At 72.5% G+C, this 16,651-nt stretch carries 17 protein-coding genes and 1 tRNA gene; 13 read left to right on the forward strand and 5 right to left on the reverse strand.

Annotated elements, in window-relative coordinates; translation table 11 throughout:
* Nucleotides 1-12 precede the first annotated feature (12 nt).
* Nucleotides 13-1,482 (reverse strand): NAD-dependent succinate-semialdehyde dehydrogenase, encoded by a 1,470-nt coding sequence (locus RM446_RS07050; protein ID WP_398694628.1) that lies wholly within the window; start codon nucleotides 1,480-1,482, stop codon nucleotides 13-15.
* A gap of 256 nt (nucleotides 1,483-1,738) precedes the next feature.
* Here RM446_RS07050 and RM446_RS07055 point away from each other — a divergent pair, with 256 nt between their 5' ends.
* From RM446_RS07055 to RM446_RS07070, 4 genes are all read left to right on the forward strand, one after another.
* Nucleotides 1,739-3,004: an aspartate aminotransferase family protein gene (locus tag RM446_RS07055; protein WP_311544481.1), complete on the forward strand. Its 1,266-nt coding sequence runs from the start codon at nucleotides 1,739-1,741 to the stop codon at nucleotides 3,002-3,004.
* A gap of 190 nt (nucleotides 3,005-3,194) precedes the next feature.
* Nucleotides 3,195-3,267, forward strand: a tRNA-Arg gene (locus RM446_RS07060).
* 996 nt (nucleotides 3,268-4,263) lie between these two features.
* Nucleotides 4,264-5,196 carry a ferritin-like domain-containing protein gene (locus RM446_RS07065; protein WP_311544345.1) on the forward strand — a complete coding sequence of 311 codons (933 nt, stop codon included), beginning with the start codon at nucleotides 4,264-4,266 and terminating at the stop codon, nucleotides 5,194-5,196.
* 561 nt (nucleotides 5,197-5,757) lie between these two features.
* Nucleotides 5,758-6,243, forward strand: coding sequence for a hypothetical protein (locus tag RM446_RS07070; RefSeq protein ID WP_311544346.1), 486 nt, complete (start codon nucleotides 5,758-5,760; stop codon nucleotides 6,241-6,243).
* 280 nt (nucleotides 6,244-6,523) lie between these two features.
* On the opposite strand, the gene RM446_RS07075 is transcribed toward RM446_RS07070, so the two are convergent.
* Entirely contained in the window at nucleotides 6,524-7,642 is a 1,119-nt protein-coding gene (locus tag RM446_RS07075; protein ID WP_311544347.1) for an FAD-dependent oxidoreductase, read from the reverse strand.
* A gap of 54 nt (nucleotides 7,643-7,696) precedes the next feature.
* Between RM446_RS07075 and RM446_RS07080 the strand changes: the two genes are divergently transcribed.
* Nucleotides 7,697-8,389, forward strand: coding sequence for a TetR/AcrR family transcriptional regulator (locus RM446_RS07080; protein WP_311544348.1), 693 nt, complete (start codon nucleotides 7,697-7,699; stop codon nucleotides 8,387-8,389).
* A 130-nt stretch (nucleotides 8,390-8,519) separates the two neighbouring features.
* Here RM446_RS07080 and RM446_RS07085 read toward each other — a convergent pair whose 3' ends face one another.
* The 3 genes from RM446_RS07085 to RM446_RS07095 are packed head-to-tail and all read right to left on the reverse strand — an operon-like array spanning nucleotide 8,520 to nucleotide 9,651.
* On the reverse strand, nucleotides 8,520-8,858 hold the full coding sequence (locus RM446_RS07085; RefSeq protein ID WP_311544349.1) for a hypothetical protein: 339 nt from the start codon (nucleotides 8,856-8,858) through the stop codon (nucleotides 8,520-8,522).
* A gap of 28 nt (nucleotides 8,859-8,886) precedes the next feature.
* Complete coding sequence (locus RM446_RS07090; RefSeq protein ID WP_311544350.1) at nucleotides 8,887-9,183, reverse strand: hypothetical protein; 297 nt, start codon at nucleotides 9,181-9,183, stop codon at nucleotides 8,887-8,889.
* Nucleotides 9,184-9,210: 27 nt separating this feature from the next.
* A complete protein-coding gene (locus tag RM446_RS07095; RefSeq protein ID WP_311544351.1) occupies nucleotides 9,211-9,651 on the reverse strand; it encodes a hypothetical protein in 441 nt (146 codons plus the stop codon).
* A 693-nt stretch (nucleotides 9,652-10,344) separates the two neighbouring features.
* On the opposite strand from RM446_RS07095, the gene RM446_RS07100 reads away from it, so the two are divergent.
* The 8 genes from RM446_RS07100 to RM446_RS07135 all read left to right on the forward strand — a co-directional run bounded on the left by RM446_RS07100 (nucleotide 10,345) and on the right by RM446_RS07135 (nucleotide 16,533).
* Entirely contained in the window at nucleotides 10,345-11,052 is a 708-nt protein-coding gene (locus RM446_RS07100) for an alpha/beta fold hydrolase (RefSeq protein WP_311544352.1), read from the forward strand.
* Between the two features lie 201 nt (nucleotides 11,053-11,253).
* Nucleotides 11,254-12,333 carry an acyl-CoA dehydrogenase family protein gene (locus RM446_RS07105; protein WP_311544353.1) on the forward strand — a complete coding sequence of 360 codons (1,080 nt, stop codon included), beginning with the start codon at nucleotides 11,254-11,256 and terminating at the stop codon, nucleotides 12,331-12,333.
* Complete coding sequence (locus tag RM446_RS07110) at nucleotides 12,317-13,081, forward strand: PIG-L deacetylase family protein (RefSeq protein WP_311544354.1); 765 nt, start codon at nucleotides 12,317-12,319, stop codon at nucleotides 13,079-13,081. The genes RM446_RS07105 and RM446_RS07110 overlap by 17 nt, the downstream gene beginning before the upstream one ends.
* A complete protein-coding gene (locus tag RM446_RS07115) occupies nucleotides 13,078-13,686 on the forward strand; it encodes a class I SAM-dependent methyltransferase (RefSeq protein ID WP_311544355.1) in 609 nt (202 codons plus the stop codon). Before RM446_RS07110 ends, RM446_RS07115 begins: the two co-directional genes overlap by 4 nt.
* The gene (locus RM446_RS07120; protein ID WP_311544356.1) at nucleotides 13,683-14,384 is read left to right on the forward strand and encodes a glycosyltransferase; all 702 of its coding nucleotides are present in this window, start codon (nucleotides 13,683-13,685) and stop codon (nucleotides 14,382-14,384) included. The genes RM446_RS07115 and RM446_RS07120 overlap by 4 nt, the downstream gene beginning before the upstream one ends.
* 215 nt (nucleotides 14,385-14,599) lie before the next feature.
* Nucleotides 14,600-15,418, forward strand: a complete 819-nt coding sequence (locus tag RM446_RS07125) for an SAM-dependent methyltransferase (protein ID WP_311544357.1) — start codon at nucleotides 14,600-14,602, stop codon at nucleotides 15,416-15,418.
* A gap of 158 nt (nucleotides 15,419-15,576) precedes the next feature.
* Nucleotides 15,577-15,987 carry a VOC family protein gene (locus tag RM446_RS07130; RefSeq protein ID WP_311544358.1) on the forward strand — a complete coding sequence of 137 codons (411 nt, stop codon included), beginning with the start codon at nucleotides 15,577-15,579 and terminating at the stop codon, nucleotides 15,985-15,987.
* A 72-nt stretch (nucleotides 15,988-16,059) separates the two neighbouring features.
* Nucleotides 16,060-16,533 carry a nitroreductase family deazaflavin-dependent oxidoreductase gene (locus tag RM446_RS07135; RefSeq protein ID WP_311544359.1) on the forward strand — a complete coding sequence of 158 codons (474 nt, stop codon included), beginning with the start codon at nucleotides 16,060-16,062 and terminating at the stop codon, nucleotides 16,531-16,533.
* Nucleotides 16,534-16,651: the final 118 nt, after the last annotated feature.

Below are 16,651 nucleotides of genomic sequence, written 5' to 3' on the forward strand. Positions count from 1 at the left end.
CCGGCTCGGCGGCTACACGCCGCCGACCCCGATGTACTTGGTCTCCAGGAACTCCTCGATGCCCACGGTGCCGCCCTCGCGGCCGAGGCCGGAGTGCTTGACGCCGCCGAAGGGCGCGGCAGGGTTGGAGACGATGCCCTGGTTCAGCCCCACCATGCCGGTCTCCAGGGCCTCCGATACCCGCAGGGCGCGGTTGAGGTCGCGCGTGTACAGGTAGCTGACCAGGCCGTACTCGGTGTCGTTGGCGGCGGCCAGCGCCTCGTCCTCGGTGTCGAACGAGATGATCGGGGCCACCGGGCCGAAGATCTCCGTGGTGGAGAGCTCACTCGACTGCGGTACGTCGGCCAGCACCGTGGGGCGGTAGAAGTAGCCGTCGCCGTCGCCGGCGGAGCCCCCCACGAGCACGCGGGCACCGCGGCCCACGGCGTCGTCGACGAGGCTCTGCACCTTCTCCCGGGCCTTGGCGTCGATCAGCGGGCCGACCTGGACGCCGTCTTCGGTGCCGCGGCCGAGCTTGAGGGCGCCCATGCGCTCGCTGAGCTTGCGGGCGAACTCGGTGGCGACGCCGGACTGCACGTAGAGGCGGTTGGCCGCGGTGCACGCCTCGCCGATGTTGCGCATCTTGGCCTGCATGGCGCCCTCGACGGCGGCGTCGAGGTCGGCGTCGTCGAAGACCAGGAACGGGGCGTTGCCGCCGAGCTCCATGGACGTGCGCAATACCTGGTCGGCGCTCTGCTCCAGCAGCTTGCGGCCGACGCCCGTGGAGCCGGTGAAGGAGACCTTGCGGATGCGCCCGTCGCGCAGCAGCGGCTCGGTGACCCCGCCCGCGTCGGAGGTGGGCAGCACGCTGAGCACGCCCTCGGGCAGCCCGGCCTCGCGCAGGATGTCGGCCAGCGCGAGCGCGGACAGCGGGGTCTGCTGTGCGGGCTTGAGGACCATGGTGCAGCCCGCGGCGATGGCCGGGCCGATCTTGCGCGTGCCCATGGCCATGGGGAAGTTCCACGGCGTGATCAGCATGGAGGGCCCCACCGGCTGGCGCATGATCAGAAAGCGCGCCTGGCCGTTGGGCGAGAGGGAGTAGCCGCCCTCGATGCGCACGGCCTCCTCGGAGAACCAGCGCAGGAAGTCGGCGGCGTAGGCGATCTCGCCCTTGGCCTCCGCGAAGGGCTTGCCCATCTCCAGGGTCATCAGCAGCGCGAGGTCGTCCTGGCGCTGCATGAGCAGCTCGTAGGCGCGCCGCAGGATCTCACCGCGCTCGCGCGGCGCGTGCTTGGCCCACGAGGGCTGCGCGGCGACGGCGGCGTCCAGAGCGGCGAAGCCGTCCTCGGTTCCGGCGTCGGCGACCTCGCACAGCACGGACCCCGTGGAGGGGTCCTCGACCTTGAACACCGCTCCGCTGCGCGCGTCGCGCCACGTGCCGCCGGCGAAGAGCTGCTTGGGCACGCGCTCGACGACCTGCGTCTCCCGTTCGGCCAAGGTCATTGCGCTACATCCCCTTCTGGGCTGGTGGGTAGCGGTGCGTTCGCCGCACGCGCGAGGGCGCCGCGGAGGGTTCCCCGGTTCTCCGAGGGGACGCCTTCCCAGCGGCGAGCGCGGGCTAACCGCCGCCGTCGATGTGTTCGTTCCAGCGGCGATGCCCGGATCCGCGCGGGGGTAGGCACGGACCTGGACACCGCCTCATGTGGGATGATTCCATAGCTCTGTCGATTGTCAACAATCCTACGGAAGAGGTCTGATGATGGCTGAGCCGTCGGCCGCGCTCTCTCCCCTGCTCAAGCAGGCCACACCTGTGCTGGCGGCGCGGGGCGAAGGTGTCTACATCTACGACGAGGACGACCGCCGCTATCTCGACTTCACCGCCGGCATCGGGGTCACCAGCACCGGCCACTGCCACCCCCGGGTCGTCGAGGCCGCGCAGCGCCAAGTCGCCACGCTCGTGCACGGCCAGTACACCACGGTCATGCACCGGCCCCTGCTCCAGCTCACGGAGCGGCTGGGCGGCGTGCTGCCCGCAGGACTCGACCGGCTCTTCTACGTCAACTCCGGCAGCGAGGCGGTCGAGGCAGCACTGCGGCTGGCGCGCCAGGCCACCGGCCGACAGAACGCGATCGTCTTCCAGGGCGGCTTCCACGGGCGCACCATGGCGGCCGCGTCGCTGACCACCTCGGGCACCAAGATCCGCGCGGGCATCGGTCCGCTGATGCCGGGCGTCGTGGTCTCCCCCTTCCCCTACGCCTACCGGCTGGGGATGAGCGAGGAGGAGGCCACGGAGTTCGCCCTGCGCGAGCTGGACTACCAGCTGGCCACGGTCAGCGCGCCGAAGGACACCGCGGCGATCTTCGTCGAGCCCGTGCTTGGCGAGGGCGGCTACGTCCCGGCGCCTGCGGCCTTCCTGCGAGGACTGCGCGAGCGCGCCGACCAGCACGGCATCCTGCTGGTCGTCGACGAGGTGCAGACCGGCTTCGGGCGCACCGGCGCCTTCTGGGGCCACGAGCACGCGGGCATCCGGCCCGACATCACCATCATCGCCAAGGGCCTGGCGAGCGGCTTCCCGTTGTCGGGGATCGCGGCGCCGCACGAGCTGATGGAGAAGGCCTGGCCGGGGTCGCAGGGCGGTACCTACGGCGGCAACGCTGTCTCGTGCGCGGCGGCGCTGGCAACCCTCGACGTCATCGAGGACGAGGGCCTGGTCGCCAACGCCGCAGCGATGGGCGGACGCCTCACGCGCGGCCTGGAGGGCGTGGCCGCCGACCACGACGTGATCGGCGACGTGCGCGGCCCGGGCCTGATGGTCGGCAACGAGTTCACCGCCCCCGACGGCTCCCCGGACGCCGCGACCGCCACCCGCGCCCACAAGGCCGCGGCCGAGAAGGGCCTGCTCCTGCTCACCTGCGGGCCGCACGGCAACGTCGTCCGCATGATCCCGCCGCTCATCGTCACCGCAGACCAGATCGACCAGGCAGTCGACCTCTGGTCCCAGGCGGTCAAGGAGGCCACGGCCTGAGGGACCCGTCAGCCCCGTCCCCAGCATGGGGCCTCCGCCGGGACACCCCGGTCGGCGGAGGCCCCATGGGACGTCCCTCACACGCCCCTGCCGTCGGCGGATAACCGGGCGAAAGCGCTCCGTTCACCGTGGTAGAGTCATACACGTCTTCCGCAGGGAACACCCCGACGGAGGGCGCACAACCGAATCAGCGCTCGTAGCTCAATGGATAGAGCATCTGACTACGGATCAGAAGGTTGGGGGTTCGAATCCTCCCGAGCGCGCCCAGGTCAAAGGCCGGTTCCGATCTTCGGAACCGGCCTTTGTGCTAATACCTGTACTAACAAGCGCTCCCCGCTACCCGGCCTTGCGCAGGATGTCCGCGAAGGTGTCGGCGACGGTGGCCACCTGCCCATCGATCACGTGCGCGTAGACCCGAAGCGTGATCGACGGGTCAGCGCGCCCCCAGCCGTGGGGCCATCGGCGTTGCCCTCGTCGACGAGCCGATTCCGCTCGGCGGTCACCACGGCGCGGCGCTCCACCCACGCCCGCTGAACGTCGGACGGCTCGTCGGGCGTGACGGTCGGATCCTCGGCGAGAGGCGGTCGCCCATGGCGGCCTGGCGGGCCTGGCTGTAGCGCTTGGCCCACTTATGAGCGGTCTTGGATGATTCGTGGAAGAGTTCGGCCGCTTGGCGGCGGCTCCCGGCCCACCGCCGAGGAGTCCCCTCAGCCCAAGGGCTGAGCTGTCCCTTCAGCGTGAACCTTCCGGCGTCGCGACTCCCGGTTCAACGCACGGGCGGCGTCGTGATCTCCGGATCCACCGATTTGTTCTGCAGCGCGTCACGCAAACAGGATTGAACCCCTCCGATTCCAGCCATTTCAATTGAGCGCGGACCTCAATAGAATTCGTCGCCGACGCACATCCGGATTGCATGCGGTTCGACACACGCCATCCTTCGGGCGGCCGGAACAATCTGCATGCCATCCTGTGCACAGGCCCACGAAGCCTGGATTTCGCAATACCGACGCGCTCCATCGCCCTGCTCAACGACGACGCTTCTCCCGATGAGCTCCATTCCGGGAAACGAGCGCGAGCTAAGACAACGCGAGTCTCGGGATCAACCCCCAGAGACGGTCGGCAATGCCTACGCGGTACGGAGCCAGGGAGCGATCCTCCCGTTCGCCCGCCTGGAAAGCGGAGTCCACTCATCGGCGTCAATCAACCGGAGAAATGCGGACACATTCCGCTGATCCGGCACAACCCGACTGCGAGGCAACGTGTTCAACAAACTCTTCATCAACAAGGCCATCGCTCGAAGCGCGGAGAACGGCATGGACCGCCGCCGCCTGTTCCGGGCCGCGGGCGCCGCCGGGCTCGGTGCCGGTGCGGTCGGCGTGCTCGGCGCTGTACCCGCGCTGGCCCAGGGCGAGGGCGGCGGGCCCAGCGACGCGGCCATCCTCAACTTCGCTTTGAACCTGGAGTACCTGGAGGCGGAGTTCTACCTCAAGGCCGTCACCGGCCAAGGGCTGCCGGACGGGAGTATCGGCGGCAAGGGCTACGTCGGCGACGTCACCGGCGGGCGCAAGGTGGCGTTCGAGACCAAGGCCGTGCGCCAGTACGCCGAGGAGATCGCCGCCGACGAGCGGGCGCACGTGGACTTCCTGCGCAAGGCGCTGGGCGGTGCCGCGGTGGCGCGTCCCGAGATCGACATCGACGCCGCCTTCACTGCCGCCGCCCGGGCCGCCGGCCTCATCCAGCCGGGCCAGAAGTTCGACGCTTATGCCAACGAGGAGAACTTCCTGCTGGCCGCCTACGTCTTCGAGGACGTCGGCGTGACCGCCTACAAGGGCGCCGCCCCGCTGGTGGACAACGCGACCTTCCTGGATGCCGCGGCCGGGCTGCTTGCCGTCGAGGCCTACCACGCGGGCAACATCCGCACCCTGCTGTACTCGAAGGGCCTGCAGGCGCCGTCGGTGGCCGTCTCCGACGCCCGGGACAGCCTCGACGGCGACATCGATCTCGACCAGGGTGTGGTCGACTCTTCGGGCCGCGCCAACATCGTGCCCACCGACGGCAACGGGTTGGCGTTCGGCCGCAGCGCCGCACAGGTTCTCAACGTCGTCTACCTGACACCGAAGCAGGCCACCTCCGGGGGGTTCTTCCCCGCCGGGGTGAACGGTTCGATCAACGAGAGCGGCGCCAACGCCTGAGCCGGCCCCTCGCTCCCCACCCGCTGAAGCCCGGAGCTCGGCGCCTCGGGCGACGGCGGGCGGGGTGGTGCACCTGCTGATCGCGATTCGCCTGGGTTAGGGTTCGAATCCTCCCGAGCGCGCCGCAGTTCGCAGACCCAACGCAGGCCCTGATCCGGGAATCCCGGCTCAGGGCCTGCGTCGTTGTGTTCGGGCCGCGGTCAGAGGGCGCGGCCGTAGCCGGTCCGCAGGAGTACCGCATCGCCGGATCCGCCCCGCACACCTTGGCGGCGCTCGGCCTCATGAGATCCCCGTCGATCTTGTAGCTATCGTGATGGAAAACGATTGCCAGTGACGATGGCTACAAGATCAATGGTGATGTGCCGGTGGGCGACCCCGGGCGCGAATCCTGTGGCGCAACCGAATAGGAACTCTATGCGTTTCCTCGGATACTATTAGTGTTCGTTTGCGTGTGCGGCCTGCGGGTCGCGTCCGCAATCCCGCAATCCCAGGGGGACGATGGCTCCCCGTCGCTTCGGGGAGGGAGGCGGGAGGCGGGCCGCCAGATGAACGCGGAGGAGCATGTCCGTTTCCGAGCAGGCCGACCCGGTGTGGGCGAGGGTGCCGATGTCGCTGACGGCGGCCGTCCCCGTGGGGACCTGCCCCGAGGTCCTCGCCGGACTCCTCGCGGACACCGTGACCACCGTGGAGCGAATCTCGACCGGGGAGGTCTATCCGGGTCGGGTCGAGGTCCTCCTGCCACCGGCGCACGCGCGGTCCGACCTGGCCGGACCGGCCAGGCGGCGGGGTGCGGGCCGGTGCGGCGCCGTCACGGTGCTGCTGTGGTGCTGGGCGGAGCGGCGCTGGAACGAGGCGGAGGCGCCGACCGTACTGATCGACTTCCACCGGGCCGTCGCCGCCGCGCTGGCCGGGGCCTGGCCCGACGCTCCGGCCTGGTCGCCGCTGGTACTGCCGGCCGACCCGGTGCTCTTGGACGCGGCTGCCCGGACCGGGGTCCTCGTCCGCTCCCGGAACCGCACCCCGGCGTTCTCCGACCCTCCGCAGTGACGGCGGCAACGGGGTAGGGCCGAGACGCGCACCCGAGGACGCCGCAACCGGGGCATCCCTCTCGGCGTCCGAACGGTGCAGGCTGCGCGCCGGGACTCCGTGATCCGGGAAGCCCGGGAACCTCGAGCAGCCACGACCGTGAGTCCGCCATCGCCTTCTCGCCGAACCGGTCGTGGAGCTGAAAGGCGCCGCGGGGCCCTTCACCGCGAAAAGACCGCGCGGAGCACTCGCGGGTGCCACAGTCGAGACCGGGCCCGGCCTGTTCCCCCCGGCCCGGCACTCAGGACGGCTGGACGCGGTCGAAGAGGGCGAGGGCTTCGGCGGGGTCCGGGCTCACGAGGCGTTCCAGTCCGGCCGCCGTGAACCTCGCCCACCCGCCGGCCCGTGCCCACATCTGGTCCTCGAAGGCGCGGACGGCCTCGTCCAGGTCCCCGGACCCGGTCGCGATTGACTCGGCGAGCTCGGCGCCTTCCAGCATCGCGAGGTTGGCGCCCGCCCCCAGCGGGGGCATGAGGTGGGCGGCGTCGCCCAGCAGCGTCACCCCGCGGACGTGGGTCCAGGTGTGTGAGACGGGCAAGGCGTAGAGAGGGCGGTGGACGAAATCGGTGCCCTGGCGGAGTAGGTCGAGAACGGGTGCGGCCCAGCCGTCGAAAAGAGCCAGCAGGCCCGATCGCACGGCCTCGGCGTCGGCCGGGTCCAGGTTCGAGTGCCAATCCAGCGGCGCGCGGAACTTGGCGTGCACCTTGACGTGGCCGCCGCTGTTGCGCTGGGCGACGAGAGCCCGGTTCGCGCCGTACACGGCCACGGATCCGTCGCCGATCATCCGGGCGAGGCCAGGGTGGCGGGTGTCGACGTCGTCCAGGGAGGTCTCGACCATAGTGACGCCGGTGTAGTGCGGCGTCGCCGGCGAGACTGCCGGGCGGGTTCGGGACCAGGCGCCGTCCGCGCCGACGACGAGGTCGAACGCCTCCTCTCGTCCGTCCGAGAATCGGACCAGTACGCCGTCCCGGGTCCGCGGCACCACCTGCGCCACACTCCGCCCCCACTGCACGTCGAGAGGGCCGAGCAGCAGGTCGCGGAGCTGCCCGCGGTCGATCTCGGGATTGGCCCGGTCATCAAGACGGGGATACCAGTCGCGCAGGACGGTCCCGGCCGGGTCCAGGATGCGCATGGCCTGCCCCTCGGGGCGGGACAGCGCCCGGAACTCCGGCAGCAGCCCTGCCTTTTCCAGCGCGAGCTGGCCCAGCCCTTCGTGCATGTCCAGCGTGCCGCCCGGGGGGCGGGCGTCCGGGGAGGGATCGCGTTCGAGTACGGCGACGGGGTGATCGTGGCGGTGCAGGACGCGGGCGAGAACGAGGCCGGCGGGACCGCCTCCGACCACGGCAATACGGTGTCTCATATTGATACAGCGTATTATCACTCTACAGTGGATCGCAACAGTACGGTGGGGGCCATGACTGTGTGGGACCGGCCGGAGCCGCCGACTCGCCCCGTGCCGCTCGACCGGGAGCGGATCGTCGCCGCCGCCATCGCGTTGGCCGACCAGGGCGGGCTGGAGGCGGTGTCCGTGCGCAAGGTGGCCGCCCGGCTGGACGCCGGCCCGATGCGGCTGTACGGATTCATCGCCACCAAGGAGGAGCTGCTCGACCTGATGGTGGACGAGGTCCACGCCGAGATCCTCCCCGACGAGCAGCCCGCTGACTGGCGGGAGGCGCTGCGCACCCTCGCCCACCGCACCAGGCAGGCCGCTCTCCGCCACGAATGGCTGGCCGACCTGCTCGGAGGGCGCCCGACCTTGGGTCCCAACGGCCTCGCCGTGACCGAGGCCACGCTAGGCGCCCTCGACGGTCTCGCCGACCTCGACACCCTCATGCGCGCGGTGGAGACTGTCAGCTCCTACTTCACCGGCGCGATCAGGCGCGAGATCGCACGCCTGCGGGCCGAGCGCGCCACGGGCCTGTCCGAGCGCGAGTGGCAGCGGGCCTCCGGCCCGCATGTGACGCGAATGCTGGCCACGGGCCGCTTCCCGGCGCTGGCCAAGGTCGTCTACGAGGGCACGGACGTGGACGCCGAGACCTCCTTCGCGACCGGCCTGGAGTGGGTCCTCGACGCCGTGGCCGCCAAACTCTCCCCGCCGCCGGCGTAGCGCTCGAAGGGCACCCGGCCCGACGGCACCCCGGTTCGCCCGAACGCCCGCCATGACGACGGACCCCTCCCGGCCCGAGAAGCGGGTGGTTCGGGGCCGGGGCCCCCGAACCACCCGCCTGCCCGCGTTGCTACGAGCACCCGATGATGGACATGTTGTCGTAGGTCCGGTAGATCCAGCCGCGTTCGACGTGCCGGTAGGACCACACCCAGACCGGCGCCTCGCCGCGGGGATTCTCGCCGACGACGAGGTCGCCGGGGTACTGATAGGCGATGTCGCCCGAAGCGAGCTCGATCTTGGTCACCTTGAGCACCCGGAATTCGCACTGCTGAGCAGCCGCCTCCGCGGCGGCGCGCTGGTCCGGCGCCGCCGATGCGCCGATGGCGCCCGCGGGCGTCGTCGCCCACAGCACCGCCGCGCACCCGACGACCGCGGCCGCGGCAGCGGCGCGGAGTCGTTTTTTTGTCACCGTGTCCGGTCCCCTTCCCCGCCTCCGTTCAGGGGCAGTTCAGATAGTTGGAGTGGATGAAGACCCCGCTTGCGACGCGGGGAATGCTGCCGCCACGCCAGTAGCCGTCGCGGACCGCGGCCTCGAACCGGGTGCCGGCATTCACCCAGCCCCGGATCTCGCCGCCGCGGTTCGGGGCCTGGGAGTAGTAGGGGACGACGTCGGTCGCGACGTAGCACGTCTCGGTCGGCGCGGCGCCGCTCATGGCGGTCCCGCCGAGCGCCGCCGCTACGGCCAGGGTCATCGCGGCGGCCCCGCGGGCGGTTCGGGTCGTGAGCTTGATCATCGAACGGCTCCTCTCAGGTCCGATCGCTCAGCCGCAGTCGATGCGAACCGTCCTGCTGACCTTGGTCGGGTACTCGAATCCGGTGGGGCTCTCCACCCCCAGGAGGACCCGGTGGTCGTGCACGCCGCCGCAGTCGTAGTCGTTGAGGACGCGGCTCGTGCTGCCGAACCACCTGGCGGTGTCGTCGGTTGCCCAGCCGTCCCAGCGCGAGCTCTGCAGGGTCGCCCGGAACGTCCAGCCGTTGGTGCAGCCGTAGCTGCTCACATCGGCCTTGACCGTGGTACCGACCCGGTACGGGGCCCCGGCCATCGGTCGGCAACCCGCGCCCGCCTGGGCGGCGTCGGCACTTGCAGCGGTACCGACCGAGTCCGAGGCGTAGGCCGCGGTCGGCGTACCCGCGGCCAGAAGGGCAAGAACGGCCGGCAGGACAGCAGCCGTCCTGCCGGCGGATTTCGTGCGAATTCCCATTTCTGTCTCCTTGCGTGGATGCGGCCCCGGGAGGCGTCCCCGGTATGGCCGACACGTATCCTGCGACTTTCCAGTACGTTGCATGACGCGTTTCGGCCTATGGCCGTCAGTACCGACGGTAGACCGGTCCGGCGCACGGGGCAGCGCAATCGCAGGAATATCGAACTGTCGGCCCGCATCGCCGCCACCTGCGCACGATCTTCCCGGGCCTGACATCCCTCGTCGCGCAGGACGCCCCGAATTCAGCGGCCGATTCATGGAAAATTTCCGGGAACACCGACAATACGCAACTCCGGATCACGCAGGGGAATAGCGAGCCCGTTCCCGAACGCGCCTTATTCCACCGGTTTCCGGCGGTCCGGCGGCCGCAGCGCGTGGGCGTCCCGGACCCGGCGCGGGCCGCCCCGGGCGGTCGAAGAGCCGCCGACCGCGCGCTCGGCCGACAGATCCGATCGCCGGCATCGGACATCATCGCTTTTCACGATGGAACGGCCGATCTAAAGTCGGAGGCATGAACGCGAATCCTCGATCGGCATTGCGGTACCCGCTCCTCGACCGGCCGGAGGATCCACCCGCAGCACTACGGCACGCGGCCGAGCCCGGGGAGGCCGGCGGTGACGGACCTCCCACGCGGGACGGGCTCGCTCGACCCGCATCCGCCGGAACCGTCCCCGGAATCGCGGGGAGTGCGCTATGAGCACCTTCGTGCTGATCCACGGCGCAGGCGACACCGGTTGGTCCTGGCACCGGGTGGAGGCCGAGCTGCGAGCGCGCGGGCACGCCGTCGTGGCGCCCGACCTGCCCGGCGACGACGAGACGGCGACCCTGGCGGACTACGCCGACGCCGTGGTCGACGCCGTCGGTGATAGGCGGGACCTGGTCGTCGCGGGCCATTCGTTCGGCGCGTTCACCGCTCCGCTGGTCGCCGACCGGCTGCCCGCAGACGTGCTGGTCCTGCTGGCCGGGATGGTTCCGTCGCCGGGTGAGTCACCGGACCAGTGGTGGGCCGGGACCGGCTACCGGCGCGCGGCTGCGGAGCAGGCCGAGCGCGACGGCGGCTTGACGGGCCACGCGGATCCCTATGTGAGCTTCTACCACGATGTGCCGCGGGAGCTGGCCGAGGAGGCGCTGAGCAGGGAGCGAGCACATCCGTCGGAGGCCGCGACAGCCGCCCCGTGGCCGCTGGACGCGTGGCCGGACGTGCCGACGAGGTTCGTGCTCTGCAGCGAGGACCGCTGCTTCCCGCCCGACTTCTTCCGCCGGCTCGTGCCCGACCGGCTGGGTATCGTGCCGGACGAGATCCCGGGCAGCCACTGCGTCGCGCTCAGCCGCCCCGAGGACGTGGCCGACGTGCTGGTGGCATACGCGACCGGCGCGGCCGCCGCGGGGACCGAGCGGTGAACGATGGCCGACGAGCTGCGACCGGCTCAGCACCGTTGATCTTGTAGCCATCGTCACTGGAAATCGTTTTCCTTCACGATGGCTACAAGATCGACGGGGGGGCGGGGGCCTGCTCCCGCCTGCGCGGGGGACGCCGGTTCATCGCGCTGCGCTGCGGCTCCACGGCGTTTGCCCTCAGATCCGAGGGGCAGAGGCGACCGGGTGGAACACGCAAGCAGCGCAGGCCGCCCGGCGACGACCGAGCCGCAGGCGGCGCACTCCTCGCGCCGAGCGGACACCGGCCGGCCGGCCGAGGGGCACGAGCAGGATCACCGGCGCGGGGTCGCCGACCGCCTGGTGCGCGAGATCGGCGGCGGGCGCCTGGATCTTCCGCTGCCCGGATCCGGGGACACGTGGCGGCGGTGGGCGGCGCTGCGCGACCTGGGGCGCCGCGACCTGGCCCTGGCGCGACTGGCGGAGGGGCACTGCGACGCCGTCGCCATCCTGGCCGAGCTCGGCGGCCCACTACCCGAGCCAGGCAGCGTTTGGGGGGTGTGGGCGGCCCATCCGCCGGGCCCCGACCTGCATGCGCAGCCGGACGCAGGCGCCGGGTGGCGGCTGAGCGGCACCAAGCGGTTCTGCTCCGGAGCGCGAGTGTGCACCCACGGGCTGGTCAGCGCGCTGGTCGGGGACGGGGAGCGGCGCCTCTTCGCGGTCCCCACCGACGCCGCCGCGTCCGACCCGGGCAGCTGGGCGGCGGCCGGGATGGCGGCCAGCGACACGCTGACGCTCGCCTTCGACGGCGCTCCGGCCGCCCCGGTGGGTCCCGCCGGCGCCTACACGGAGCGCCCGGGCTTCCACCACGGCGGCATCGGGGTCGCGGCGTGCTGGTACGGCGGTGCGCTCGCCGTCGTGCGCCCCCTGGCCGATCGCGTGGCCGCCGACAGGGCGGATCCGCACGCGCGCGCCTACTTCGGCGGCGCCGACCGGGACCTGCACGCCGCCGAGGCGGTGCTCGCCGCGGCCGCGCGCGAGGTCGACACCGATCCGCGCGACCGGTTCGGCGGCGCCCGCGTGCGAGCCATGCGGGCGCGCGCCGTCGTCGTCGCGGCCTGCGCCGAGGTGCTGCGCAGCACGCGGGAGGCGCTCGGCGCCGGCCCGCTCGCCGCCGACGCGGACTACTCCCGCGCCGCCGAGGACCTGGCCGCCTACATCCACCAGCACCACGGCGCGCGCGACCTGGCCGAGCTCGGCAGCGCCGCAGCCCCCCGCTTCGAGGACGCCCATGCCCGAGTCGCGTGACGGCGCCGCGATCCATCCCATCGACGCCGGGGGCACCGAGGAGGCGGTCTGGCAGGCGTGGCCGGGGCTCGGCCGCCCGCCACGGATCGACCTGTCCGCGGTCTCCGGCGCGGTGGTCGTGGCACCGCACCCCGACGACGAGGTCCTCGGCGCCGGCGGCATGCTCGCACTGCTCGCCGAGCAGGGCGCCCGGCTGCGTGTCGTGGCCGTTACCGACGGAGAGGGCTCCCACCCCGGCAGTCCGACGCTCTCGCCCGCGCAGCTGGCCGAGCGCCGCCGGGAGGAGCGGGCACGCGCGCTGGAGTGCCTGGGCGCCGAAGGGGCGGAGGTGGTGCGGCTGGGTCTGCCCGACGGCGGGACCGGCTCTGCGCGGGACGCGCTGACCGCGCGGCTGCGCGCGCTGTGCGCGGGGTTCGACGTGTGTGCGGCGCCGTGGCCGGGCGACCTGCACCCCGACCACGAGGCCGCGGGCCGGGCCGCGCTCGACGTCGGCGCCGCGATCGGGATAGGGCTGCTGCTCTACCCCGTGTGGATGTGGCACTGGGCGCGCCCCGGCGACCCCGGCGTGCCCTGGGAGGCGGCCCGCCGGATCGACCTGCCCCCGCGCATCCGGCGCCGCAAGGCGGAGGCCCTGGAGTGCTTCACGACCCAGGTCGCGCCGCTGAGCGCCGACCCCGCCGACGCCGCCGTGCTGAAACCGGGGATGCTCGCGCACTTCGACCGCGACCGGGAACTGGTGTTCCGGTGAGTGTCGACGGCGGGTACTTCGACGCGATGTACTCCGGCTCCGCGGACCCGTGGGGCTTCGCCACCCGCTGGTACGAGCGCCGCAAGCGCGCGCTGACCGTCGCGTCGCTGCCGCGCGAGCGCTACGGGCGGGCGTTCGAGCCGGGCTGCTCCACAGGGGCGCTGACACGGGAACTCGCCGCACGCTGCGACGCGCTGCTCGCGTGGGAGCGGGTCGCGGCCGCGGCCGGGCGCGCCGAACGCGCGCTCGCCGGAACGGCCCATGTGCGGGTGCGGCGCGGCAGCGTCCCCTGGGAGTGGCCCGAGGCCTCCTTCGACCTGGTCGTGCTCTCGGAACTGCTGTACTACTTCGGCGACGCCGACCTCCGGCGCCTGCTGGATCGGGCCGCCGGTTCGCTGCTCCCGGGCGGGGACCTGGTCGCGGTGCACTGGCGGCACCCGGCGCCCGACCACGCCCGCTCCGGCGACGACGCGCACCGCGCGCTCGCCGCGCACGGCGGGATCGCCCCTACCGCCTCGCACGTCGAGGCCGACTTCCTGCTCGACGTCTACACAGCGGGCCCGGACCCGGCCCCGTCACCCGCCCAGCGGGAAGGCCTGGCGTGATCCGGGCGGCGGCCGTGGTCGTCCCGGCCAACGACGAGGCCGCGACGATCGAACGCTGCGTGCGTTCGGCGGCCGCGTCCCTCGCGGTGTGCGGCCTCGCCGCCGGGCGGTGCCGCCTGGTCGTGGTCGCCGACGCGTGCACCGACGCCACGGCCGAGCTCGCCCGCCGCGCCGGGGCGCTCGTGGTGGAGGCCTCCTATCGAAGCGCCGGAGCGGCGCGGGCGGCCGGTATGCGCGCCGCGCTGGAGCACCCGTGCGGGCAACGGCCCCGCAGCGTGTGGCTGGCCACCACCGACGCCGACAGCACGGTCCCCCGCCGCTGGCTGGCCGAGCACCTCCGCTACGCCGACGCCGGCTGGGACGCGGTCGCGGGCACGGTCACCGTCGAGGACTGGTCGCACCGCCCGCCCGACCTGGCGGCGGCGTTCGCCGAGGCCTACAGCTGGCGCGGCCGCGAGCACCCGCACGTGCACGGCGCCAACCTCGGCGTGCGGGCCTCGGCCTACATCGACTCCGGAGGCTTCGGCGCGCTCTCCCGCGCCGAGGACCACGCGCTGGTCACCGCCCTGCACGCCCGCGGCCACAGCATCCGCCGCCCCGCCGACCTGCCCGTGGCCACCTCCGCCCGCGAGGACGCCCGCGCCCCGGGAGGCTTCGGCGACCGGCTGACCGCCCTCGCGCGGAGCCGGCCCGAATGACGCCGCCCTGCGGAGCACAGCACGCCTTCGCGCCGCTTCCGCGGCGGGCGCGCCGCCGGATCGCCGGCGCCGTGCGCCCCGCGTATGCGCGGCGGGGCCCGATTGCCTACTCTCGGAGGCGACGGATCCCGGCCGAGGGCGGGCTTTCGGACGCTGCCGCGCCGGAGGCCCCGCCGCACGGAAGGGCGCCAGCTCGACGACCGAGGTAGGTACCCATGACAGACGGCTTCCGGCCCTCCCCCGCCGAGTCCGAGAACCCTCCGCAGCTCGACACCACGGTCGCCCACTCGGCCCGGATCTGGAACTACTGGATGGGCGGCAAGGACCACTACCAGATCGACCGCGACGTCGGGGACCAGGTGCGCGCGTCCTTTCCGGAGATCGTGGACCTCGCCCGCACCAGCCGGGAGTTTTTGATCCGCGTCGTGTCCCACCTGGCCGGTGAAGCGGGAATCCGCCAGTTCCTCGACATCGGCACCGGGATGCCCACTGTCAACAACACCCACGAGGTGGCCCAGGGGATCGCGCCGGAGTCCCGGGTCGTCTACGTCGACAACGACCCGCTGGTTCTGGCGCACGCCCGCGCGCTGCTCGTCGGCTCCCCGGAGGGAGCCACCGACTACATCGACGCCGATCTGCGCGAGCCCGACTCCATCCTGCGGCGGGCCGCCGAGACCCTGGACTTCGACCGGCCCATCGGGCTCATGCTCATGGGGATCCTGGGCCACATCCCCGACGGGGACGTACTGCCGATCGTGCACCGGCTCGTGGACGCCCTGCCGTCCGGCAGCTACCTGGCGATCTACGACGGCACCAACACCAGCCCCGCCTACAACGAGGCCGTCGAGCGCGGCAACGAGCAGGGCGCCGTCCCCTACCTGCTGCGCGCCCCGGACGACATCGCCGCCCGCTTCGACGGCCTTGAGCTGGTCGAGCCCGGCGTGGTCCCGTGCCCTCTGTGGCGCCCCGACCCCATCGAGGTCGGCACGCGGCGGGGGATGGACCAGTACGGCGGGGTGGCGCGCAAGCCCTGACGACCGACGCCGGAAGCGTTCCCACCCCGGCCGGGCCGCCCGCCGTCGGGCGGCCGCGCGAGCGGTGAGCGGGCCGCTCCGCCCGCAGCACTGCCGGAGCGCCGCACCGGTCAGGAATCGAGAAGCGCTGCGCACCGCCGCTGTCTAGCGTTGTCAGCATGAAGATCGCACTCCAGTACTGCCAGATCACCGTCTCCGACGTGGACGAGTCGCTCGGCTTCTACCGGGACGCACTCGGTCTGGAACCGCACAAGGACATCGGGGCCGGCAGGTCCCGCTGGGCCACTCTCGGCAGCCCGGCGCAGCCGGACCTCGAGTACGTCCTCTCGGTACCGCACGCCGGCCGCTCCGAGGCCGACGGCGACGCGCTGGGGGGACTGCTCGCCAACGGTGTCCTGCCGATGATCGTCTTCAGCACCGACGACCTCGACACGGCGTTCGAACGGGTGCAGTCGTATGGCGCCGAAGTCCTGCAAGAACCCATCGACCGGCCTTGGGGCGTTCGCGACTCCGCGTTCCGCGACCCCTCGGGCAACACGGTGCGGATCCAGCAGCCGATCCACGCATAACACCCGCTGTTCGAGTCCGTCCCGCGGGCGTACAGGCACCGCGGGGCGGGCGGACCGACCGGAGGCAGCCCCATGGCACGGAACCAGCAGGCAGGAAGCCGCAGCGAGCGCGAGCCCGGAACCCCCGGACCGGTGTCGCGGTGGGTGCAGCGGAAGATGAACGGCCGGATGAGCCGCAAGGTGCGAGGAGGCCGCGGCTCCTTCATGGGCATGGACGTGCTCGTACTGAACACGGTGGGCCGTCGCAGCCGGCAGCCGCGGGAGACCCCGCTGGCGTGGTTCGCCGACGACGGGGACGGCTGGCTGGTCGTCGCGTCGGGCGGCGGAAGCCGGCACCCCGACTGGCACGCCAACCTCATGGCGCACCCCGAGCGCGCGTCGGTCGAACTGCCCGGCGGCGGCGCCCGCCCGGTGGTGCCGCACCGGCTCGAGGGCGCCGACCGCGAGCAGGCGTGGCAGCGCATCACCGAAGCCCAGCCCCGCTACGGGAAGTACCAGGCCAAGTCCGATCGGGTGTACCCGGTCGTCCGGCTCGTCCCGCGGTGACCAAGAAGAGGCGCCGCCTCTGCGGGCGCCCGCGGTGCGCGCCGCCGCCATAGGACGTGGCCGGCCGGGCAGCACGCCCGGCCGGCCACGGCGGTCCGGGAGCACCTCGAAATCCGAC

Origin of the sequence: Streptomonospora wellingtoniae (genome assembly GCF_031845375.1) — a bacterium.
GTDB classification, from domain to species: Bacteria; Actinomycetota; Actinomycetes; order Streptosporangiales; family Streptosporangiaceae; genus Streptomonospora; species Streptomonospora wellingtoniae.

Excerpts from the sequence above, each read along its gene's own strand:
- RM446_RS07125 (WP_311544357.1), top strand. The coding sequence starts at position 14,600 with ATGACAGACGGCTTCCGGCCCTCCCCCGCCGAGTCCGAGAACCCTCCG.
- RM446_RS07050 (WP_398694628.1), bottom strand. The coding sequence starts at position 1,482 with ATGACCTTGGCCGAACGGGAGACGCAGGTCGTCGAGCGCGTGCCCAAG.
- RM446_RS07055 (WP_311544481.1), top strand. The coding sequence starts at position 1,739 with ATGGCTGAGCCGTCGGCCGCGCTCTCTCCCCTGCTCAAGCAGGCCACA.
- RM446_RS07100 (WP_311544352.1), top strand. The coding sequence starts at position 10,345 with ATGAGCACCTTCGTGCTGATCCACGGCGCAGGCGACACCGGTTGGTCC.
- RM446_RS07130 (WP_311544358.1), top strand. The coding sequence starts at position 15,577 with ATGAAGATCGCACTCCAGTACTGCCAGATCACCGTCTCCGACGTGGAC.
- RM446_RS07095 (WP_311544351.1), bottom strand. The coding sequence starts at position 9,651 with ATGGGAATTCGCACGAAATCCGCCGGCAGGACGGCTGCTGTCCTGCCG.
- RM446_RS07110 (WP_311544354.1), top strand. The coding sequence starts at position 12,317 with ATGCCCGAGTCGCGTGACGGCGCCGCGATCCATCCCATCGACGCCGGG.
- RM446_RS07090 (WP_311544350.1), bottom strand. The coding sequence starts at position 9,183 with ATGATCAAGCTCACGACCCGAACCGCCCGCGGGGCCGCCGCGATGACC.
- RM446_RS07075 (WP_311544347.1), bottom strand. The coding sequence starts at position 7,642 with ATGAGACACCGTATTGCCGTGGTCGGAGGCGGTCCCGCCGGCCTCGTT.
- RM446_RS07135 (WP_311544359.1), top strand. The coding sequence starts at position 16,060 with ATGGCACGGAACCAGCAGGCAGGAAGCCGCAGCGAGCGCGAGCCCGGA.
- RM446_RS07070 (WP_311544346.1), top strand. The coding sequence starts at position 5,758 with ATGTCCGTTTCCGAGCAGGCCGACCCGGTGTGGGCGAGGGTGCCGATG.
- RM446_RS07080 (WP_311544348.1), top strand. The coding sequence starts at position 7,697 with ATGACTGTGTGGGACCGGCCGGAGCCGCCGACTCGCCCCGTGCCGCTC.